25 protein-coding genes and 1 tRNA gene are annotated in these 19137 nt (G+C 60.1%); 15 read left to right on the top strand and 11 right to left on the bottom strand.

Annotated elements, in window-relative coordinates; genetic code table 11:
- The first annotated feature begins 68 nt into the window (after window positions 1–68).
- The 5 genes from AEYBE204_RS25180 to AEYBE204_RS25160 all read left to right on the top strand — a co-directional run bounded on the left by AEYBE204_RS25180 (window position 69) and on the right by AEYBE204_RS25160 (window position 3189).
- Entirely contained in the window at window positions 69–407 is a 339-nt protein-coding gene (locus AEYBE204_RS25180) for an MmcQ/YjbR family DNA-binding protein (protein WP_023461186.1), read from the top strand.
- 277 nt (window positions 408–684) lie between these two features.
- On the top strand, window positions 685–1353 hold the full coding sequence (locus tag AEYBE204_RS25175) for a hypothetical protein (protein ID WP_155908244.1): 669 nt from the start codon (window positions 685–687) through the stop codon (window positions 1351–1353).
- 63 nt (window positions 1354–1416) lie between these two features.
- Window positions 1417–1629, top strand: a complete 213-nt coding sequence (locus AEYBE204_RS25170) for a ParD-like family protein (protein ID WP_023461183.1) — start codon at window positions 1417–1419, stop codon at window positions 1627–1629.
- Window positions 1626–2396, top strand: a complete 771-nt coding sequence (gene map / locus AEYBE204_RS25165; RefSeq protein WP_023461182.1) for a type I methionyl aminopeptidase — start codon at window positions 1626–1628, stop codon at window positions 2394–2396. The genes AEYBE204_RS25170 and map overlap by 4 nt, the downstream gene beginning before the upstream one ends.
- Window positions 2397–2577: 181 nt before the next feature.
- On the top strand, window positions 2578–3189 hold the full coding sequence (locus tag AEYBE204_RS25160; protein ID WP_023461181.1) for a DUF1134 domain-containing protein: 612 nt from the start codon (window positions 2578–2580) through the stop codon (window positions 3187–3189).
- Between the two features lie 51 nt (window positions 3190–3240).
- Here AEYBE204_RS25160 and AEYBE204_RS25155 read toward each other — a convergent pair whose 3' ends face one another.
- The 8 genes from AEYBE204_RS25155 to AEYBE204_RS25120 all read right to left on the bottom strand — a co-directional run bounded on the left by AEYBE204_RS25155 (window position 3241) and on the right by AEYBE204_RS25120 (window position 8987).
- On the bottom strand, window positions 3241–4269 hold the full coding sequence (locus tag AEYBE204_RS25155) for an oxidoreductase (protein ID WP_023461180.1): 1029 nt from the start codon (window positions 4267–4269) through the stop codon (window positions 3241–3243).
- Between the two features lie 7 nt (window positions 4270–4276).
- Entirely contained in the window at window positions 4277–4924 is a 648-nt protein-coding gene (locus AEYBE204_RS25150) for a TIGR02466 family protein (RefSeq protein WP_023461179.1), read from the bottom strand.
- Between the two features lie 36 nt (window positions 4925–4960).
- The gene (locus AEYBE204_RS25145) at window positions 4961–5446 is read right to left on the bottom strand and encodes a DUF805 domain-containing protein (protein WP_023461178.1); all 486 of its coding nucleotides are present in this window, start codon (window positions 5444–5446) and stop codon (window positions 4961–4963) included.
- A 6-nt stretch (window positions 5447–5452) separates the two neighbouring features.
- Entirely contained in the window at window positions 5453–5950 is a 498-nt protein-coding gene (locus AEYBE204_RS25140) for a DUF805 domain-containing protein (RefSeq protein WP_023461177.1), read from the bottom strand.
- A 7-nt stretch (window positions 5951–5957) separates the two neighbouring features.
- Entirely contained in the window at window positions 5958–6467 is a 510-nt protein-coding gene (locus AEYBE204_RS25135) for a DUF805 domain-containing protein (protein ID WP_023461176.1), read from the bottom strand.
- A gap of 55 nt (window positions 6468–6522) precedes the next feature.
- Window positions 6523–7371 (bottom strand): M23 family metallopeptidase, encoded by an 849-nt coding sequence (locus tag AEYBE204_RS25130; RefSeq protein WP_023461175.1) that lies wholly within the window; start codon window positions 7369–7371, stop codon window positions 6523–6525.
- Entirely contained in the window at window positions 7371–8117 is a 747-nt protein-coding gene (locus tag AEYBE204_RS25125; RefSeq protein WP_155908242.1) for a hypothetical protein, read from the bottom strand. The genes AEYBE204_RS25130 and AEYBE204_RS25125 overlap by 1 nt, the downstream gene beginning before the upstream one ends.
- Before the next feature lie 135 nt (window positions 8118–8252).
- Window positions 8253–8987, bottom strand: coding sequence for an SIMPL domain-containing protein (locus tag AEYBE204_RS25120; RefSeq protein ID WP_023461173.1), 735 nt, complete (start codon window positions 8985–8987; stop codon window positions 8253–8255).
- Between the two features lie 251 nt (window positions 8988–9238).
- Between AEYBE204_RS25120 and AEYBE204_RS25115 the strand changes: the two genes are divergently transcribed.
- Together AEYBE204_RS25115 and AEYBE204_RS0119915 are read left to right on the top strand one after the other, a co-directional pair.
- A tRNA-Ile gene (locus tag AEYBE204_RS25115) sits at window positions 9239–9314 on the top strand.
- Window positions 9315–9416: 102 nt separating this feature from the next.
- Entirely contained in the window at window positions 9417–9863 is a 447-nt protein-coding gene (locus AEYBE204_RS0119915; RefSeq protein WP_031229889.1) for a helix-turn-helix domain-containing protein, read from the top strand.
- Between the two features lie 100 nt (window positions 9864–9963).
- Here AEYBE204_RS0119915 and AEYBE204_RS25110 read toward each other — a convergent pair whose 3' ends face one another.
- From AEYBE204_RS25110 to AEYBE204_RS25100, 3 genes are all read right to left on the bottom strand, one after another.
- A complete protein-coding gene (locus AEYBE204_RS25110; protein WP_023461172.1) occupies window positions 9964–10170 on the bottom strand; it encodes a hypothetical protein in 207 nt (68 codons plus the stop codon).
- Complete coding sequence (locus tag AEYBE204_RS25105) at window positions 10160–10783, bottom strand: acyl-homoserine-lactone synthase (RefSeq protein WP_023461171.1); 624 nt, start codon at window positions 10781–10783, stop codon at window positions 10160–10162. Before AEYBE204_RS25105 ends, AEYBE204_RS25110 begins: the two co-directional genes overlap by 11 nt.
- Window positions 10784–11040: 257 nt before the next feature.
- Window positions 11041–11787, bottom strand: coding sequence for a LuxR family transcriptional regulator (locus AEYBE204_RS25100; RefSeq protein ID WP_023461170.1), 747 nt, complete (start codon window positions 11785–11787; stop codon window positions 11041–11043).
- Between the two features lie 380 nt (window positions 11788–12167).
- Here AEYBE204_RS25100 and AEYBE204_RS25095 point away from each other — a divergent pair, with 380 nt between their 5' ends.
- From AEYBE204_RS25095 to serS, 8 genes are all read left to right on the top strand, one after another.
- A complete protein-coding gene (locus AEYBE204_RS25095; protein ID WP_023461169.1) occupies window positions 12168–12947 on the top strand; it encodes an SPOR domain-containing protein in 780 nt (259 codons plus the stop codon).
- A 19-nt stretch (window positions 12948–12966) separates the two neighbouring features.
- A complete protein-coding gene (gene nagZ, locus AEYBE204_RS25090) occupies window positions 12967–14058 on the top strand; it encodes a beta-N-acetylhexosaminidase (RefSeq protein WP_023461168.1) in 1092 nt (363 codons plus the stop codon).
- Window positions 14059–14060: 2 nt separating this feature from the next.
- Complete coding sequence (locus AEYBE204_RS25085; RefSeq protein WP_023461167.1) at window positions 14061–14918, top strand: ScpA family protein; 858 nt, start codon at window positions 14061–14063, stop codon at window positions 14916–14918.
- Window positions 14915–15586 (top strand): SMC-Scp complex subunit ScpB, encoded by a 672-nt coding sequence (scpB, locus tag AEYBE204_RS25080; RefSeq protein ID WP_023461166.1) that lies wholly within the window; start codon window positions 14915–14917, stop codon window positions 15584–15586. The genes AEYBE204_RS25085 and scpB overlap by 4 nt, the downstream gene beginning before the upstream one ends.
- 116 nt (window positions 15587–15702) lie before the next feature.
- Window positions 15703–15900: a twin-arginine translocase TatA/TatE family subunit gene (locus AEYBE204_RS25075; RefSeq protein ID WP_031229883.1), complete on the top strand. Its 198-nt coding sequence runs from the start codon at window positions 15703–15705 to the stop codon at window positions 15898–15900.
- A 57-nt stretch (window positions 15901–15957) separates the two neighbouring features.
- A complete protein-coding gene (tatB, locus tag AEYBE204_RS25070) occupies window positions 15958–16494 on the top strand; it encodes a Sec-independent protein translocase protein TatB (protein ID WP_023461164.1) in 537 nt (178 codons plus the stop codon).
- Window positions 16491–17387, top strand: a complete 897-nt coding sequence (gene tatC / locus AEYBE204_RS25065; RefSeq protein ID WP_023461163.1) for a twin-arginine translocase subunit TatC — start codon at window positions 16491–16493, stop codon at window positions 17385–17387. The genes tatB and tatC overlap by 4 nt, the downstream gene beginning before the upstream one ends.
- A 181-nt stretch (window positions 17388–17568) precedes the next feature.
- A complete protein-coding gene (gene serS / locus AEYBE204_RS25060; RefSeq protein WP_023461162.1) occupies window positions 17569–19041 on the top strand; it encodes a serine--tRNA ligase in 1473 nt (490 codons plus the stop codon).
- Window positions 19042–19137: the final 96 nt, after the last annotated feature.

The raw sequence follows: 19137 nt of genomic DNA, 5'->3' as shown, positions 1-19137 counted from the left end.
AGGTTCAGAATGCCGGTCTGGGCATAAGTTTTGAATCCGTGATAGGATGAGGCGTCACGGAGACCGTCATGCTGACCTTTGAAATGTTGCGCGACATCACGCTTGCCTATCCCGACACGGAAGAGACGATGTCGTGGGACGCCCGCTCGTTCAAGGTCAACAAGAAGGTCATGTTTTTCTGGAATCCGACTCATGATTGTCCGGTATTCAAGGTGCCGTATGAAGAACGCGACTTCCTGCTGGAGGTCGATCCCGAAACCTTCTTCACCACCGATCATCACAAGCCGTGGCCGCTGATACTGGCACGGCCCGACAAGGTCGACATCGACTGGGTCAAGGCTAATATCGAGCGCGTCTGGCGCGCCCAGGTCAAGAAGACGACTTTAAAGGCCTGGGACGCCAGATAAAGCCTTTCAGACCAGCGCGATAACCGCCGCCACGAAGGCCGCCAGCATGGTGCCGGCGAGCGCCAGAGACACGACGTCGTCCATGATGGACTCGGCCCTGGGGTGCCTTTTTAGGATACGCATTGAAATGCACCTCCTTCCCGATGTGATAACGCTGTAATTATACGCCCTTACGGGGTGGACACACCTACACCTTGTCGTGAAGGCGCCGGAATTATTCCTGTATGGGTTTGCCGCTGCCGCAATGCCGACACGGTGGCCTGCCTAAGTGCCGCCGATGACGCGACGCAAGGCCGGAACAGGACGTTTGATAGGGGGCACAGGCGTGGCGCTGGGCGTCCACGGCCTTTTCCTGCTGGTCCTTTGGCTGAGTGCGCCGCCGCCGCACGAGGTCTTGCCGGAACCCGTTGCGGTCGAACTGTGGTATCTGCCGCGGCTGGAGACCCAGCCGAAACCGGAGGCAGCGCCAGTCGAATCCGAGACGCCGTCCCCCGCAAAGGTCCGGCCTCGGCAGGCCGTTGTCAACCCGGTCCACGTGATCGACCGACCGGCCCCGGATCCGTTGCCGATCGCCCCATCCCCGCCCGCACCGCCAGCGCCGCCCATGGCTGAGACCGGCACGGGCAGTGCCGGTGTGACGCCGCGCGCCTATCCCGAAGGTGGCGACAAAGGCCGCGCCAGCCTGACCCGGGCGCTGCTTAAGCGCGATCTGTGCATTCAGCAGCGCAATGCGGGCAAGGTTATGGACAAGGATTGCCCGGTCTCGCCGCCCAAGGACCTCAACCTGCCGCTTAAGCCGCCGGAGAAACGCCCAACCAAGCTGTGTCTGGCCGAGCGCGAACGCCAGTGGGATAAATATCGTAACGGCACCGGAGCCTATCCGGGGCTGGGCGACATGATCAGTGGCAAGAAAAAATGCCGTCAGGGCTGGGACGACGACGAATAACCCGCTTGCCGTGGGGACTATATGTATCGTATATGAATCATATATTTTTCATATGGTGTGCTCATGGGTATCGTGAACATAGACGACGCGCTCCACGAGGAGGTGCGCAAGGCCGGACGTATCATGTGCCGCTCGATCAACGCGCAGGCGGAGTTCTGGATGAAGATCGGCATGATCGCCGAATCCAATCCGACCCTGAGCTTCAACGAGATCGTCCAGCGGCAGTTCGCAGAGGCAGGGATGGACGCGAAAACCTACATGCGGGTGCCGTCGTGATCAAAACCGACGACGAACTGCAAAAGATGGCGCATTCCGGGAGTCTGCTGGCTTTGGTGTTTCATAAGCTCGACACCGTGCCGCTGATGGGCATGTCCACAATGGCCATCAACGATCTGGTCGATCGGTTCATCAGCGAAGACCTGAAATCGCGACCGGCCAGCAAGGGGCAGTACGGCTATGAATTCGCGCTGAACAGCTCGATCAACGAGGTCATCTGTCACGGCGTGCCGTCGGCGACGCAGATCCTGAAAGACGGCGATATCGTCAATCTCGATATCACGCTGGAAAACGACGGTTTCATCGCCGATTCGAGCAAGACCTATCTCATCGGTAATGTGCCGGCAGCCGCGCGTCGGCTGGTGCGCGTCACCTATGAGGCGATGTGGAAGGGCATAGCCCAGGTCAAACCCGGCGCGCGTCTGGGCGATGTCGGCTACGCTATCGAAAAGCACGCCAAGGCGCATGGTTACGCGGTGGTGCGCGATTTTTGCGGTCACGGCATCGGTCGGGAAATGCATGAAGCGCCGCAGGTCCTGCATTTCGGGCGGCAAGGCACGGGCGATATCCTCAAGGAAGGTATGACCTTTACCATCGAGCCGATGATCAATCAGGGGACGGCCAAGGGCGTGACGCTCGACGACGAATGGACGGTGGTCACCAAGGACGGCAAGTTGTCGGCACAGTGGGAACACACGGTCGCCGTGACAAGGCAGGGTGTAAAGGTGTTGACTCTGCGCCATGAAGAGCAGGGGCGGGGCCGGTAATCATTGTTTCATCTGTATGGCAAAAGCGGGCGCAAATTCGCCGCAATCCGGTCACCGGTGCGTGGGACTCTGAACCGGGGCTGACGCGGACGGTAAGACTTTGGTCATGCCTTTAGGGTTAATAAAGCCTTATAGCGCGATATCGCGACCACAGTTTTGCTTTTGCCGGAGTGCTTACATCATGGAACGCCGCCACTTCCTTCTGGGCGCAGCCTCGACCGCCGCCGCGCCGCTCGTCACCTCGTTGATCCCGTCTATCGCGCAGGCCGCCGCTACGACCGCGAAAACCCCTGCGCCGACCGATTCGACCTATCAACGCGATGAGATTTTGCGCGCCGGGTCGGACTTCCTCGGTGTGACGGTCGAGGCGCTCGGCGGGGCCATCGAGAAGATTTTTGCCGACTACGGTGACCGTCCGACCGCCTATATCGCCGGTGAAGAAGTGTCGGGTGCCGTCGTTGTGGGTCTGCGTTACGGCAAGGGCCTTATCCACATGAAGTCGTTGGCCAGCCCGGAAAAGATCTTCTGGCGCGGCCCGTCGGTCGGGTTCGATACCGGCGGCAACGCCTCGCGCGTCTTTGCGCTGGTCTATCAGCTGACCGATCTGCAAGAGATTTACCAGCGTATCCCCGGCGTCGAAGGCTCGGCCTATTTCGTCGGTGGTCTGGGTGTGAACTACCAGCAGACCGACGACCTGATCGTCGCCCCGATCCGCGCCGGTGTCGGCTTCCGTCTGGGGGCCAGCGTCGGTTATCTGGCCTATTCCAAGACGCGCAAGTGGTTCCCGGCCTGATCCGCACCCACGATGTCTAAAACGCTGCGGCTACAACCGCAGCGTTTTTTTTTATAACCGGATCACCCGGCCCTGTTCGGCGCTTTCGCGTGCGGTATCGAGCAGGCGCATGACGTTGAGCGCTTCTTCGGGGAGGACGGGCAGGGGCGCCACCCCGCGCACGGCCGCGGCGACGCCTTCGTAAAAGGTCGTCCATCGGCCGCGTTCGGTCGGATAGGATTGCGACGCTTGCGGATCGATCCCCGACACCGGCGTCAGCACCCCGTCGCTGTTGACGCCCCAGCGTTCGTCGCCGATGGCGATCCCGGCGCGCAGATGGTCCTCCTGCGCATCCAGGCCGTACTTGACGTAGCTGCCCAGATTCCCGTGGACCTCGAAACGCGGTCCCGGGGCCGGGGTCAGGCAGGTACCTTGCAGGCGGACCCGGCGCGCCCCGTAATGCAGCGTGACATGGAAATAATCAGTGACCTGTGATCCATCACGTTGCGCCACCATGTCGGCGGAGACGGCGTCGGGCTGACCGAACAGGGTCAGGGCCTGATCCCCCAGGTGCGGCCCCAGATCGTACCATACGCCCGCACCCGGTGCAGGCTCTTCGCGCCAGCGGTTGCGCAAGATTGGGCGGAAGCGGTCGAAGCGCGAAATCAGCAACGAAACCTCGCCCAGAGTACCGCTTTCGACGAGGGTTTTGACCGTCAGGAAATCGCCGTCCCAGCGGCGGTTATGGAACACGGTGACCAGACGGTTGGCGGCCTTGGCCGTGGCGACGACGCTTTCGGCCTCGACTATACTGGTGCCGAAGGGCTTGTCGATGACGACGTGCTTACCGGCTTTTAGTGCGGCGATGGCCTGCGGCGCGTGCAGATCGTTGGGCGTGGCGACGACGACCAGTTCGACTGCCGGATCGGCCAGCAGGGTGTCAAAATCGCAGACCTTGACGCCGGGCAGGTCGGCATGGACGTCGTCGGGGCGGCTGGACACGACGGTGCTTAGGTTAAGCCCGGCGGCTTTGATCAAAGGTGTATGCAGGATTTTCCCCGCCGGACCGAAGCCTATGAGTGCGGTATTGACAGGCGTCATGGTTTCCTCACCAACTGTAATTAAAACTGATGCTTATGCGGACATCTTCACTTAAGTTTATCGGAACTTCGTGGCGCAGCCAGCTTTCCCACATAAGGAGCGTGCCGGGCTGCGGCGCTTCGTAGACGAAGGCCTGATGGTCGCGGCGGGCTCCCGCCTTGCGGGGTGGGGCGTTCATGAACGAGGTCAGGCGTGGGTCTTCGAATTTCAGCGCGCTGGCCCCGTCGGGGACATGGACGTAGAAGGTGCCTGAAATCAGGCTGTGCGGGTGGATGTGGCCGGAATGCGTGCCCATCGGCTCAAGGATGTTGATCCACATATTGTCGAGCTTGAGCGCACCATCGGGCAGGTCGTATTCCAGCGCCTCGGCAAAGCGCGCGGCGTGGGCGTCGAGGTGGGTTTTCAGGTCTTCGAACACGCTGGCCAGCAGCGGCAGGTCGTTGAGCGAGCCATAGGAGGTATAGCCAAGATAGGCCTTCTGCTGCGACCAGTTCTGACCGGCCTCGTCCTCATCGGCGAAGGCGCGGCAGGTGTCGTCGAGGTCTTCGAGCAGGGTCTCGAAATCGGGGATGGCGCTCAGGTCGGCGCGATAAACCTCCGACACGAACAGGGACGTGACGGAAGCGTCGTTAGCGGCTTTGGGCGTGGTGTTCATGCGCTCTTGTCGCGCAAAGGCGGGATGGGGGCAAGCCTATTCGAAGACCGCCACGTCCGTCATCGGCCTCTGCCCCGGCGGCGGACCGTAGCGATTGGCGCGTTTCTGACCGGGCCAAAACAGAAGTATCAGAAAGCCCAATGCCCACAGGCCATTATATACGCTCTGAAAAACCTGGCTTGTCGTGGGTGATGTCACTCCCATGCCTAAATAGTGGCGTCCATACATAAAAAGCGCGGAAGCGACCGGCGCAAACAGCAAAACGGCAGGCCATCCCGGAGCGCCGACATCGTGTAATCGTTTCGACGTCAGACAAAAGAACACCCAGCACATGAGGAAGCCGAACCCGATCATTATGCCGGGCATCACATCCATGTACAGATCGATGTCTATGTCGAGTGTGCCTACGAAATAATAGAGGCTGCCGAAGGCGAAGATCATAAAGCCATAGGCGGCTAACATGCCCCACAGAAAGGAAAGGCGTGCGATCCGACCTTGCAGCGAGAAAATGAATTTCAGCATGGCGGGCTATTCAAAAACGCTGTCGTCGGGTTGCACCGGATCGAAGCGGTTGGGGCCTTTGGTACCGGGAATCAGGCAGAGAACGACTATAAAGGCCAACCGCGCGGCCCATAACGCCTTGCCTATCGTGTCCAGACCCGCCTTCGCCGTTCGATAGCCTTCGCTGAACACCCCCGTTTCCAGTTCAACCATCGGAACCACGAGCGGCGTGAGCAGGTATAAAACAGCCATGACAAGCGACGACAGAATGAGCAGGGCGGGAAACTCCGGCCAGTTCAGATCGTGAAGACGTCTGATCGACAGGGTATAGGTCGGCCAGACCAGCAGAAGTTGTGCGACACCCAGGCTCATCAAGGACAGGCTGTAGGCGGGCATGTGCATGGTGGAGGCTAATCCAGCAAGGACTTCACCGATGCCCCAAATAACGATGATCGGTGGCACGACAAACGCAGCATAAGGAATGCGCCGGGTGCGGCCTTTGGTCGAGAAGAGAAATTTGAGCATGGTGAACCTATTCGAAAATCTCAGCGGGCTGACGGCCGGAGGGGCCGAAGCGGTTATCACCCTTGGTGCCGGGGATAAGACTAACGACAAGTGCCGTGATCAGCTTGGCTGTACTTAGGATGACCGAGATCGTTTGTAGCGCAGAGCTATACGTCAGAAAGTCCTGATTAAATTCGAAACCGTCCTTATAAAAGGGCGGAAATACCCAAGGTAGGAAAAGGCTGACGCCGACGGGAAGAAAAGGCAACAGGAACAACCAGACGGGCCAGCGCGGACCGTCCATATCGTTCAACCGGCGCACCGTCGCCGCATAAATCAGCCAGACAAAGGCCAGTTCGAACAGGGCCGCCAGCGTCATGGCAAGGGACGCCTGAGTGGGGGAAACGCCTAAAATGTTGAGGGTCAGGGCGTCGGAAAGCTGAGCCGAAATGAAGGTGGCGACGGTCAGGCAAAAAACGAACAGGGCATAGGGCGAACGCGCCAGACGCCCTTTGGTCGACACAAGCTTATCAAGCATGATTAATCCCCCGTTTGGGATCAACCTAAAGGCAACCCTGCGCTTTGGCTACAGGCTATTCCACCGTCGGGCAGTCGCCGGCCAGCTTGCGCTGATAGGAATCGACCAGCGCCGTATAGGGCGGCACGAAATCGTCGGCGCTCAAAACCGTGCCGTCCGACAGGGTTTCGGTCTGGCCCACGCGGATCTCGAAATGCAGGTGGATGGTCGTATATTGCTGCTGGCCCTGCGAATTCACGCCGAGATTGTTGGAGACCAGCCCCAGTTTCTGACCGCGCACGACGGTGTCGTGCAGAGCCACGCGCAGGCTCGATCTCTGCATGTGCAGGTAGCGATAGACGCGGTGCGGCGGGGCATTGCCGGTAATGGCCACCGTCATCGAGCCCATCTGCGTGACCACGCCGTCTTCGGGAGCCACGGCCCAGTAGAGGTTCGATTTACAGGTTTTCGGGCGGATGTCCTGCCCCTGATGGCCCTGGCCTGAATTACATAGCGGGTTCGACCAGCTGCGGCTTTCGCAGAAATTATCCTGCCAAGGGTAGCTGTAATTCTCCGCCGCGCACTGGCTGGGCTCGGAGGGGCGGGCGCTACCGCCAGGGCGATAGACCTGCGAATTGGCGTAGGCCGGGGTGTCGGCCAGCGGGAAGCAAATGCCGGGTGCCCAGTTCGACAGGTCTGCGTAGCCGGAACCCGAACCGGCCGCCAGTTGCGTGGCCGGGTCGTGCGGGAAGTCGGGCAGAGCAATGGACGACGAGGACTCTGATGATGAGGACGCGCTTGAGGACGACGCGGCACTGCTTTCGGAGGAGGACGACGAGGCGGAAGACGACGACGTGCCGCCACCGGTCCCGGTCTGATCGCAGGCCGCGAGGAGAAGCAGGGGGATGAGGACAAGACGTTTCATCACTTGACCCCCGCGGCCTGAGCCTCTTTCATCGCTTCGGCCCCCAGACTGACTTCGCTGATGTCGGCGATGGCGGCGCGCAGATAACCGTCGGTGGCGCAAGACGCGCTTTGCAGGTCTTCGCATAGAAGGTCGACCGTATAGAGGACGCCGTAACGGCGGAAGCTGGCCGTCCAGCCGTCCTCGAGCTTGGTGATGCGCACGGTCTCGGCGACGCCGTTGACCTTGGCGCGGGCCTTGGCCGAGATCATGCCGCGGTCGGCCTTGATCATCGAGCGGTTGCCCATCAGGGTCAGTTGCATCCCCTTGTCCTGCGGCAGGTTCAGCGAATAGGCGTCGCCGAAGGAGACGACCTTGGCCTTGTCGATCTTGATCATCCCACCGGTCTTCGGCATCAGCATGGGCAGGCGCGTCTTGTCGAGTTCCTGACGTGGCAAACGCGCGGCGAGCGGCTGGATCGTCGGCGCTTTCGGATCGCGCGCGGCCTTGAGGTTGAGCGTATTGATCGGCGCGGCGCGTGACTGCATGACGGCGGCGGACCAGTCGACGCGGGCGGGCGCTTCGGGCTTCCTCAGCAGGGCGGGGTTGATCTTGGCGGTGCTGACGGCGGTGGGTTTCAGCGTCGTCGTGCGGCTGGCCGAGGCGTTGTTTTTGGCGTCCTGCGCCTGAGCAAAGCCCACCGCAACCGTTATGGCAAGCACGCCGCCGATGACGATGGCGCTGGCCATTTTCACACGTGATGACATCCGCCCGTTCCCCCGAAAAACATCCTTAATAAAAAGTTAACACCGATATTTGACTTTGTCATCACACTCCTGTGAGCGGGCATGAAAAAAAGGGCGGGCATTGCTGCCCGCCCTTTGTCAGATAAGGCCTTGCGTCTACTCCAATTCGAACACCGCGTTAAGGGTCAGGCTGGTCGAGACCTCGCCGCCGGCGATCGGCGTGGCTTCGGCGCGGTCCATGGCCATGGCCTTGTACATCGGCACCGGGCGCGGACCGGAGGTGTCGGCGTTTTCGGTAAGCACCTTGATGCGCTTGACCGTGAGGCCCAGCGACTTCGCATAAAGGTCAGCGCGGGCGCGCAGGGTCTTGGTCGCGTCCAGACGCGCCTGATCGGCGGCCTTCGACGAATCTTTCAACCCGAACGAAATGCCGTTGATCTGGTTGATGCCGGCCTTGACGACGGCGTCGATTGAGACGCCCAACTTCGACAGATCTTCGACGCGAACGCTGATCTGGTTAGAGGCCTGATAGCCGCGCAGGACCGGCGTCGAATTTTGCGGATAGTCGTATACCGCGTTGAGGTTGAGACCGGAGGTCTGGACGTTCTTGTCGGCGATGCCCTGCTTTTTCACGGCGGCAAAGACAGCGTTCATCTGGGCGGCGTTGGCGGCCATCGCCTCTTGTGCCGTCTTGCCTTCGGTGACGACGCCGAAAGTGATGAAGGCGACGTCGGGCGCGCTCTTGACCTCGGCGGTCTCGGACAAGTTGAGGATCGTGCCCTCTTGGATCATGGTTTTCTCCACGGGTACGGGGGTAGATTGCGCCAATACGGGGGCGGCGGCGAAACCCAGGATCAGGACGGCGGCGGACAGGGACAGGGTCTTTTTCATAATCGGGGTCTCTTTGAGTTGCGGGACGGTAAGGCCGTGCCATCAGGATTAGATATATGCCGTAATGCGTCGGCTTTACGTCGCCCGTGTGATCGATTTGTGATCGATTACCGAAGCTGAAATCAATTATCGATCCGGACATCTGAACCGGACCTGAACCCGCATGTTAGGTTGTGGCCTGTTGAAAAACGCGGGTGTGGGCTTTAAATCGGAAAGCGGCCATGTTAGGCACGCTGCCTTCCCTCGGATGGGGGCCTGTAGCTCAATGGTTAGAGCCGACCGCTCATAACGGTCTGGTTGGGGGTTCGAGTCCCTCCGGGCCTACCAATACTTTTTTGCCACCTCTGGTTTATAAAGTCGCCGGATTGACCGACGGGGCGGAACGCTGCTATGCGTTGGTTTGGGGGGATTTCATAACAGGAGTAATCCGTGCTCGAAGGCGAGAAGCACCCGGTTGACGTGCATGTAGGACAGATCGTCCGCCTGAACCGCAAACGACTGGGGATCACGCAGGAAACTCTGGCGGACGCCATCGGCCTGACCTTTCAGCAGGTGCAGAAATACGAGAGCGGTGCCAACCGTATCAGTTCATCCAAACTGTTCGAGATTTCGCGCTTTCTGGGCATCCCCGTGGCGCGTTTTTTCGACGGGATAGATCCGGTCGCCGCGCCTGCGTCAGACGGTGTCGACGGCAAGGTGGCGGGCCCCGATTTCGGTCTCGAATCGGGCATGAGCGTCGCACGGTTTCTGGCCAGCGCCGAAGGTGCGGAACTGGCCCGCTATTTCGTCCGCATCAACGCCACCAAGCGCCGTAGCGTGCTGGCGCTGGTCAAGGCCATGTCGCACGACGAGCCGAAATATACCGACGGGAAATAAAAAGAAGGCGCGCCTTGGGGCAAAGGCACGCCTCAGGTGGCAGACATCCGGTTCAGGAATGGACGCAGGAGGCCGGACGTCTGGTTCAAGCTTTAGAACTTCAGATCGGGCGCGTATTGATCTGGCGGGTTTCGAGCGAGGTGTAGAGTCCCCGCATCTTGTCTTCGACATATTTGTCGGCGCAGGTCTCGAAGGCCTTGTCGATGATCTCGGCGAAACCACCGAGATCATTGGCGCGCAGATCCTTGCGCATGAAGTCGAGAGCGTCGAGCAGTTGCTCGATGGAAGCGTCGCGGTTACGCAGCATGGTGGGGGATATCTCCGTTCATAACGTTTGACAGGCCGCTGGTGGCGGCGGCGCGGGTAATTTGTTCGATACAGACCTCGATCGAGGCGGCCTGAATGCGGGAATGAGCGCCGATGGCGTGCGGCGCACCCAAACGGTCAAGCTGGATACCCGAACGCTCGAAGACCGAGCGCAGGATGAGGGTCGGCATCAACCCGATGATGTGGGTGGCACCTATATTCAGGCCTGCTTCGACATAGGCCAGGGCAAGGCTTTGACAGATGTGGCGGCGTTGCTCCGGCGGCAGGCTACTGTCGATGCAGAATCGCGTGCCTTCCCAGACGTCGGTCTGGGACAGGAGGGCGTGGTCGTCGACCAGATGCGGGAAGTGGTCCTTGAGCATGCAGCCCATGACGACCGGCGTCAGGCGACTGGCGCCGAGCGCTGTGCGGCCGTCTTCGCTATAGACGAGGTACTGCGCCGCCAAGGTGTCGTATTCGTCGAACTCCATGCCGTCGTGCGCCTTGACGTCGTAGTCCTGTCGGTCGATGAATTCACGGTGGCGTAATCGGAACTGATCGAAATACAGCTCGGCATTTTGAGAAATGTTTTTGTAACTCAACAGCTTGATCATATCAGCCTCCCTGTGTGGTGGTAGGGATATGATGCGGTCGGTAATGGGGAAAAAACACCACGCGAAGGCGTGGGGTTTGCGCGGGAAGGTAATGAAACTTATCCTTTTTTACCCGTCTGGCGGGTGCGCACACACGTCATTGTGGAAGCGCGTGCTGTGCGTCGATGGCGGCGAGTCGTTTCTCACCAGGCATGGCCAAAACAAAAACCGCAGACCCGACGGCTGCGGTTTCGGAAGACGGGTTTGACGGAAAGGGTTTACAGCTCGATAAAGCCGTTGGAAATGCCCTTGATAGCGGCGACGACGCGGTTGTTGACGCCCAGCTTTCCGTAGATATTGCGGATATGATAGTCGACGGTGTTCGAGCTGATACCGAGAATACAGCCGATGTCGTCATCGGTCTTGCCGTGTGCCACCCAGGTCAGGATTTCCCGTTCGCGCGAAGACAGAACGGCCATTTCCGGCGTCAGGCCATGCGACTTGGCCACGATCCGCTTATAGACGGTGTAGAATTGATTGCAGTAGGCGCTGATCAGGTCGAGCTTGGCATAGGGCTTGATCTGTTTGGCCGATGTCGCCAGGCCGACCCCGGCGATTTGCAGGCGCGGACCGTTGAAGGGAATGCCGATGCCGTTGTTGAGCCCGGCCTCTTCGCCCATGCGCAGGAAACGGATCTGCTTGTCGCTCAGGCGTAGCTTGCGTTCGAGGTCGGACCAGCGGAACGGGCCGTACTGACTGACGGCGCAACGGAAGACCGGATCGATCTTCACGAAGTTCTTTTCGGTGTAATAGTTTTGCCAGTCGACCGGGTAGTTGCTCAATAGGCCGAAGCCCATATCGCTGGCAGGGATGTCCTGATCGCGACCGATCGAAAAATTCACACGGTCATAGCCCAGCTCCCCCATGGCCTCGCGGAAAACCTCATAGAGCTTTTCCCGCGAGGTGATTTCGGAGGTGTCCTGGACAAAATCCTCGAACATGTAGCCAGACGCTGAAAACAGCATGCAAGCCCCTTGCAATACTCACCTTACTCGTCTCATGAGCGTAAAATAAGTTATTACAGGCGTCCAATTGAAAACACGTTCTGTGACCGTTTTTTATCGTACGAGTCGTCTTTTCGACGCATTTTCAACAAGGTGAGGCGAAAATAATACAGGGGAACGGTATTGGTTGACTTTAGGGAAAGTGTCGGTGGCCCTTTTCCTTCGGCCCCGGCAGTGACAAAATCATCGGCTTGGGTGCAGATGATTCGTCAGATAAAAGCCCTGCGCAGCGGTTAAGGCTTTTGAGGCTTGAGTTCAGGCGGGCATTTGTGTGATAGGCGTTTTCCGAACGGTGGCGTAAAGCCGGTTTTCGGATTGCGATTTGGATAAGGACGACGGGCATGGTGGAAGATAACGAACGCGGAACCTATTCGCCGCCGACGGAGGATCATCTGAGTTACGAGACGCGCCGCCCGGCGCCGTCACGCGATCAGACGCCGATCACCCTGATCGCGTCGGGCATCGTTCTGGTCGTTCTGCTTCTGGCGGTGGTTCTGTTCTATAATTCGGGCCTCAATTCGCGCAAGGTCGGCGATGTCGGCGAGCCGCTGGCCGGTTACAAGGACGGATCGATCGAGGAAGCGCGGCCTCTGGGCGACGACGATCTGATCGACTCCGCTACCGACACCTCGGCCACGGCGCCGAAGTTCGCCAACGATACCGAGGCACCGCAAAACCGTGACGCCTCAAGCGCCGCGGCGCCGGTCAAGCCCGCTGACAGCGCCGAGAATATTCTGCCACCGGCCAAGACCGTCATTAAACCGGCAGAACCCCCGGCCGAGAAGCCTGTAGTCGCGGCGGATGCCAAACCCGTCCCGCCGCCGGTCGCCAAGCCGGTCGAAACGCCGAAGCCAGTGGAAAAGCCCGTCGCTGTGTCTGGCGGTTCCGCCTCGGTTCAGATCGGTGCCTTCTCGTCGCAGGCCATCGCCGACCGCGAATATGCGCAGGCGGCCTCAACCTACGGCCTGTTTGTCGGTGGTACGTCGAAGGTGGTCCAGAAGGTCGAAGTCAACGGATCGACTTTTTACAGGACGTCTTTTAGCGGTTTCGCTTCGAAGGAAAAGGCGAAGCAGTTCTGCGACGCGCTGAAAGCGGCGGGCAAGAGCTGTTTCGTCAAGTAATACAGGGATCTGTAACGACGTGCTTAAGACGACATTCAAGGGTAAGATCACCGCCGCCATTTTCGGCTGCGAGGGGTTGGAACTGAGCAAGGCGGAGGTGGCCTTCTTTGCTGCCAAAAAGCCGCTCGGTTTCATCCTCTTCAAGCGCAATATCGACACGCCGGAGCAGGTCAAGGCGCTGGTCTCGGCGCTCAAGGCCGCCGCGGGTCACCCGCACGTCCTGATCCTGATCGATCAGGAAGGCGGGCGCGTTCAACGTCTGAAAGCCCCCCACTGGCCGACCTATCCGGCGGCGGCGACTTTTGGCGACGTGACCGAATCGGTGTTCGAGCATCGTGAACTGGTCCGCTTGGGCGCGCGCCTGATGGCGCATGATCTGGCGGCATTGGGGATCAATGTCGACTGCGTACCGGTTCTTGATGTGCCGCAGCCCAACGCTCATGACATTATCGGCGACCGCGCCTATGGCGACACGGCGGAAGCCGTCGCCACCATGGGCCGCGCCGCCTGCGAAGGCCTGCTGGCCGGGGGCGTTTTGCCGGTGATCAAGCATATACCGGGGCATGGCCGGGCTCTGGCAGATTCGCACCATGACCTGCCGGTGGTGAAGGCGAAGCGCGACGAACTGGACACAACCGACTTTTATCCGTTCGCCGTCAATGCGGACATGCCGTTGGCCATGACCGCGCACGTGGTCTACGCGGCCATCGATCGCCGCAACCCTGCGACGACCTCGAAAAAGGTCATCAAGGTCATCCGCGAAGATATCGGCTTCGACGGGCTTCTGATGTGCGACGACCTGTCGATGGGGGCGCTGAAAGGCACCTTCGCGCACCGCACGAAGTCGTCGCTGCGTGCAGGGTGCGACGTGGTCTTGCACTGCAACGGCAATATGGACGAGATGCAACAGGTCGCCGCCGCCACACCGGTCCTCAAGGGCAAGGCGCTGGAGCGGGCTATGTCTGCTGTCGCGCGCCTGAAACACATCGTCGAACCGCTCGACGTCAACGCCGCGCGCACGCGCCTGAGCGTCGCTCTGCGTCGCAAGGTCGCCACCGTGCGTGAAGACTACGAGGGCTATGCCGACCCGACCGTCTATCAGGTCGGTTAAGCATGGTCACAAGGGGCGGGGATAATGTTCGGCTGGAAAACGAGGTGCGTCAACACCGCCTCGACTTCTCGTCCGACGCCGTCCCCGACACCGAAATCGAGGCCGACGACGCGCTGGTCCTCGATCTCGATGGCTACGAAGGACCGCTGCACGTGCTGCTGGTTCTGGCGCGCCAGCAGAAGGTCGACCTGCTCAAAATCTCGATTACTCGTCTGGCCGAGCAGTATCTCGGCTTCATCCAGCAGGCGCGCAAGCTGCGCTTTTCGCTGGCGGCGGATTACCTTGTCATGGCGTCTTGGCTGGCTTATCTGAAGTCGCGCCTGCTGCTGCCGGTGCCGGAGCGCAAGCCGACCGACGAGCCGGAGCCCGAAGAACTGGCCGCGGCTCTGGCCTTTCGCCTGAAAAAGCTCGAAGCCATCCGCAAGGCGGTCGAGGCGATCACCTCGCGGCCTCAGTTGAAGCGCGATGTCTTTGCGCGTGGGGACCCCGAAGCGCGCGTTATCCTGCCGTCGTCACGGCTCGACGTGTCGCTGTTCGATCTGATGGGGGCCTATGTCACCCAGAGGCAGCGCGAAATCGCCCGTCATTACGACCCGTCGATGCGCGTCGAAGCCTATCCGCTGGAGGACGCCCGCGACCACCTGCGCGACGTCTTGCCGGAACTGAAAGAGTGGACGGCCTTGGACGAAATTGCCCCGCGACCGGTCGGCGAGGGCGGTCCGAAACGCGCCTCCTATGTGGCCTCGACCCTGTCGGCCAGTCTGGAACTGACCAAGGAAGGCCTGATGCAGGTCCAGCAACTAGGGACGTTCGAGACGCTGTATATGCGGCAACGTCCGCCGCTGGTGGAGGGACGATGACCGACGAATCTTTTCCTCGCATCGACACCGAACGTGCGCTCGAAGCTTTGTTGTTCGCCGCCGCAGGGCCCATGTCCGCCGCCGATCTGGCGCGCCGTCTGCCCGAAGGCGCCGATGTCGGTAAGGCGCTGGCGGCGCTACGGGCGCGCTATGCTGATCGCGGCGTGACGCTTGAGGTCGTGGCCGACAAGTGGCAGTTCCGCACGGCGGTCGACCTCGGCTATCTGATGGTCGAGGAACGCGAAGAGCCGCGCAAACTGTCCAAGGCCGCCCTGGAGACGCTGGCCATCATCGCCTACCACCAGCCGGTGACGCGCGCCGAGATCGAGACGATCCGCGGCGTCGGCCTGTCGCGCGGGACGCTGGACGTGCTGCACGAAATGAATCTGATCCGGTTGCGCGGACGCAGGCGGACGCCGGGCCGTCCGGTGACCTATGGCACGACGGAACACTTCCTTGAAACCTTCTCCCTGCCCAGTCTGCACGACCTGCCCGGTGCGGCGGACATGCGGGCGGCGGGGCTGCTCGACCTCAATGTCCCGGCGGATTTCGTCATCCCTGACCCGGCAGGCGCGCGCCCGAGCGAAGATCCCATCGACACGGACGAGATGGATCAGGTCGAATTCGCGCAGGACTTCTTCGAGAGCGCGGAAAACGGCGACCGATAAGCTTTTGCAACAGGGCTTATTTTCGCTTTGATGTGGCGCTACAATCCGCCTATAAGAGGGGAAATTGTATGGTTCGGCGCGCTCCGGAAGCGATGCCGCGCGTGTGGAGGTTTATCATGGGTAGTTTCAGCATCTGGCATTGGGCCATCATCGCGGTTGTGGCGCTGCTGCTGTTCGGCGGTCGCGGCAAACTGTCGGGCATCATGGGTGACGCGGCCAAGGGCATCAAGGCGTTCAAGGAAGGCCTCAAGGACGAAGACGCGCCCAAGAAAGACGAGTCGGCCAAGACCGTTACCGACAAAGACGGCAACTAAGCGCCTTTTCACGCCTCAACGGGCGTAGTGTATAAATATCAAGACAAAGGCTGACTGATGCTGCCCGGTATTGGGGGCTCCGAGCTCATATTGATCGCGGTCGTGGCCCTGATCGTGGTCGGGCCCAAGGATTTGCCGAAACTTCTGCGCCAATTGGGCAAGTTCGTCGCGAAGATGCGGTCGATGGCCGACGAATTCCGCACGTCTTTCGACGACATGGCGCGGCAATCGGAACTGGACGACCTGCGCAAGGAGGTCGAGGCCCTGCGCTCCGGCAAGGTCGATACGCCGATCATCGATGATATCCGTGAGGATATGCGTCGACTTGAGAACGAAATCGACGAGAACCTGCATCCCAAAGGCCATTATTACAGCGGTTCGGACGACATAGCGTCGCCCGATTCCGCTGATTTCAACGAGGCCCCGGCGATTGTTGAGGCCCCGGTCGAGGCTGAAGAGGTCGTGCTGCCGGTCAAAAAACCCAGACGCGCCAAGTCGTTAAATGCAGAAGTTCAGGCCGCCGAAGTGCCGTCGATCGTTGAGGACGTCGCACCCAAGCCCAAGCGCACCCGCGCGAAGAAGGTGGCGACATGAACGACATCGTGACCTCCGACGGCAGCCCCGACGATCACGAGATCGAATCGTCGCGCGCCCCCTTGATGGACCATCTGATTGAGCTGCGCTCGCGCCTGATCTGGATGGTGCTCGCCTTTGCGGCGGCGTTTATCCTCTGTTTTGCCTTCGCCGAGCCGATCTACATCTTCCTGACCCATCCCTATGAGATGGCCAATCGCATGTTCGAAGCCTCGCGCGCTAATGGCGGGCACGGGGCAGGACCGTTCGACCTGATCGAGGTCATTCTGGGCCTTAAAGACGTCCCGCAGGCGAAAAACAGCGTCGCCCTGATCACCACGGCGCCGCTGGAATTCCTGTTCACCAAGATGAAGATGGCCGGCTTCGGCGCGGTTATACTGTCGTTCCCGATAATCGCTTTTCAGGTCTATCGCTTCGTCGCGCCGGGCCTGTACAAGCGCGAGCGCATGGCGTTTCTGCCGTTCCTGATCGCCGCGCCGGTGCTGTTTATACTTGGGGCGCTGCTGGTCTATTTCATCATCCTGCCGATGGTGCTGTGGTTTAGCTTGAGCCAGCAGATTTTGGGTGCTGGGGCCGTGACCGTACAGCTGATGCCCAAGGTGTCGGAATATCTTTCGCTGGTGACGACGTTGATGCTGGCCTTCGGGCTGTGTTTTCAGTTACCGATCGTTCTGACTTTGCTGGGGCTGACGGGGATTGTGTCGGCGAAAATGCTGGGGCAGGGGCGGCGCTACGCCATTCTGGCTATCGTCGTCGTCGCGGCCATCGTGACACCGCCGGACCCGATTTCTCAGCTTATGTTGGCGATCCCGATCGTGCTTCTGTACGAGATTTCGATTATCTGCGTCCGCATAATCGAATGGCGTCGGAAAGAACCTTCCCCCGTAAGCTGATTTTGACAGCCGACGGCGCGCGTGGCATTAACCCCACCGTCTTTTTAGCTATCGCTAAAAATCCACCTCCCCTAAAATTAGGGGAGGACCTTATTTATAAGCGCCTCCCCTGATATCAGGGGAGGGTGGCCCGAAGGGCCGGGTGGGGTTGTGCCCCAGACTCGATCTTGGAATTTTTAAAATGCACGATATCAAAGCCCTGCGAGAAACCCCGGACATTTACCTCAAGGGCTGGACGTCGCGGGGGCGCGAATCGGCACAGGCCGACGTCGATCAGCTTCTGGCGCTGGACAAGGATCTCCGCGCCGCCAAGACGGCGTTCGAGACCAATCAGGCGCAACTGAAAAAGCTGTCCGGTGAAATCGGCAAGGCCAAGGCTCAGAAGGACGAGGCGCGCGCCGTTGAACTGATGACCGAGGTTGAGGGCCTTAAAGACGCGATTGCCGAGGCTCAGGAACAGGAGCGCCTCAAGGACGCGGAACTGCGCGATCTGCTGGCCTCGCTGCCGAATATCCCGTTTGACGACGTGCCGGAAGGCGAGGACGAGGCGGGTAATGTCGAAATCCGCAAACACGGTGCGCCGAACATTCTGAGCTTCCCGGCCAAGGATCACGCCGATCTGGGTGAGGCTCTGAAAGGGCCGTTGGGCGGACTGATGGACTTCGAGGCCGCGGCCAAGATGTCCGGTTCGCGCTTCGTGGTGCTCAAGGGGCAACTGGCCCGGTTGGAACGCGCTATCGGTCAGTGGATGCTCGACACCCAGACGACCGAGCACGGCTATCTGGAGGTCAATCCGCCGGTGCTGGTCAAGGACCACGCGCTGTTCGGTACGGGACAGCTGCCAAAGTTTGAAGAGGATTTGTTTAAAACTTCCGTTGCGGCAGAACGTATTCGAAAAGCTGACATTTGGTTTCAGTTAATCGAAGAAGGTGAACAAATAAAAGATAAAACTGGCAAAAATCCTTATCTCTCGCCACAACCAAACTCTATTTTTTTAGAGAGAAATGAAGCTGGGCGAAATCGATTGGCTGAATTGTTGGAAGCGGATGGCACTCGCTACCTCATCCCCACCGCCGAAGTGTCCCTGACCAACCTCGTGCGTGAAGCGATCACCGCCGAGGAAGAACTGCCGCTGCGCCTGACGGCCCTGACCAACTGTTTCCGTGCTGAGGCCGGATCAGCGGGGCGCGACACCAAGGGCATGATCCGCCAGCATCAGTTCCAGAAGGTCGAACTGGTCTCGATTACCACACCGGAAGAGTCGGCGGCGGAACACGAGCGCATGACCGAATGTGCCGAGGCGATCCTCAAAAAGCTGGGCCTGAGCTTCCGCACCATGTTGCTGTGTACGGGCGATATGGGCTTCGGCGCGCGCAAGACCTATGATCTGGAGGTATGGCTGCCGTCGCAAAATACCTATCGTGAGATTTCCTCCTGCTCTAACTGCGGGGATTTCCAGGCCCGCCGCATGGACGCCCGCACACGCAAGGCCGGCGAAAAGGGTACGCGGTTCGTCCATACGCTGAACGGGTCGGGTCTGGCGGTCGGCCGGACCTTGGTGGCGATCATGGAGAACTATCAGGATGAAGGCGGCCGGATCGCCATTCCTGACGTGTTGCAGGGCTATATGGGCGGTCTGACGCATATCGGATAATTCCCTCGCCCTGTGGGGAGAGGGCTGGGGTGAGGGGGGTACTCCGGCACTTGGAACTTTCCCCCTCACCCGGCACTTCGTGCCACCCTCTCCCCG

It is taken from the genome of Asticcacaulis sp. YBE204, assembly GCF_000495855.1.
Classification (GTDB): Bacteria; Pseudomonadota; Alphaproteobacteria; order Caulobacterales; family Caulobacteraceae; genus Asticcacaulis.
Note: the sequence above shows the minus strand (reverse complement) of the source record. Positions and strands in the feature narration are given on the sequence as shown.

Coding starts and splice junctions, on each gene's coding strand:
- AEYBE204_RS25180 (WP_023461186.1), top strand. CDS start 69: ATGCTGACCTTTGAAATGTTGCGCGACATCACGCTTGCCTATCCCGAC.
- AEYBE204_RS25175 (WP_155908244.1), top strand. CDS start 685: ATGACGCGACGCAAGGCCGGAACAGGACGTTTGATAGGGGGCACAGGC.
- AEYBE204_RS25170 (WP_023461183.1), top strand. CDS start 1,417: ATGGGTATCGTGAACATAGACGACGCGCTCCACGAGGAGGTGCGCAAG.
- AEYBE204_RS25160 (WP_023461181.1), top strand. CDS start 2,578: ATGGAACGCCGCCACTTCCTTCTGGGCGCAGCCTCGACCGCCGCCGCG.
- AEYBE204_RS25155 (WP_023461180.1), bottom strand. CDS start 4,269: ATGACGCCTGTCAATACCGCACTCATAGGCTTCGGTCCGGCGGGGAAA.
- AEYBE204_RS25150 (WP_023461179.1), bottom strand. CDS start 4,924: ATGAACACCACGCCCAAAGCCGCTAACGACGCTTCCGTCACGTCCCTG.
- AEYBE204_RS25145 (WP_023461178.1), bottom strand. CDS start 5,446: ATGCTGAAATTCATTTTCTCGCTGCAAGGTCGGATCGCACGCCTTTCC.
- AEYBE204_RS25140 (WP_023461177.1), bottom strand. CDS start 5,950: ATGCTCAAATTTCTCTTCTCGACCAAAGGCCGCACCCGGCGCATTCCT.
- AEYBE204_RS25135 (WP_023461176.1), bottom strand. CDS start 6,467: ATGCTTGATAAGCTTGTGTCGACCAAAGGGCGTCTGGCGCGTTCGCCC.
- AEYBE204_RS25130 (WP_023461175.1), bottom strand. CDS start 7,371: ATGAAACGTCTTGTCCTCATCCCCCTGCTTCTCCTCGCGGCCTGCGAT.
- AEYBE204_RS25125 (WP_155908242.1), bottom strand. CDS start 8,117: ATGTCATCACGTGTGAAAATGGCCAGCGCCATCGTCATCGGCGGCGTG.
- AEYBE204_RS25120 (WP_023461173.1), bottom strand. CDS start 8,987: ATGAAAAAGACCCTGTCCCTGTCCGCCGCCGTCCTGATCCTGGGTTTC.
- AEYBE204_RS25110 (WP_023461172.1), bottom strand. CDS start 10,170: ATGCTGCGTAACCGCGACGCTTCCATCGAGCAACTGCTCGACGCTCTC.
- AEYBE204_RS25105 (WP_023461171.1), bottom strand. CDS start 10,783: ATGATCAAGCTGTTGAGTTACAAAAACATTTCTCAAAATGCCGAGCTG.
- AEYBE204_RS25100 (WP_023461170.1), bottom strand. CDS start 11,787: ATGCTGTTTTCAGCGTCTGGCTACATGTTCGAGGATTTTGTCCAGGAC.
- AEYBE204_RS25095 (WP_023461169.1), top strand. CDS start 12,168: ATGGTGGAAGATAACGAACGCGGAACCTATTCGCCGCCGACGGAGGAT.
- AEYBE204_RS25085 (WP_023461167.1), top strand. CDS start 14,061: ATGGTCACAAGGGGCGGGGATAATGTTCGGCTGGAAAACGAGGTGCGT.
- scpB (WP_023461166.1), top strand. CDS start 14,915: ATGACCGACGAATCTTTTCCTCGCATCGACACCGAACGTGCGCTCGAA.
- AEYBE204_RS25075 (WP_031229883.1), top strand. CDS start 15,703: ATGGGTAGTTTCAGCATCTGGCATTGGGCCATCATCGCGGTTGTGGCG.
- tatB (WP_023461164.1), top strand. CDS start 15,958: ATGCTGCCCGGTATTGGGGGCTCCGAGCTCATATTGATCGCGGTCGTG.
- tatC (WP_023461163.1), top strand. CDS start 16,491: ATGAACGACATCGTGACCTCCGACGGCAGCCCCGACGATCACGAGATC.
- serS (WP_023461162.1), top strand. CDS start 17,569: ATGCACGATATCAAAGCCCTGCGAGAAACCCCGGACATTTACCTCAAG.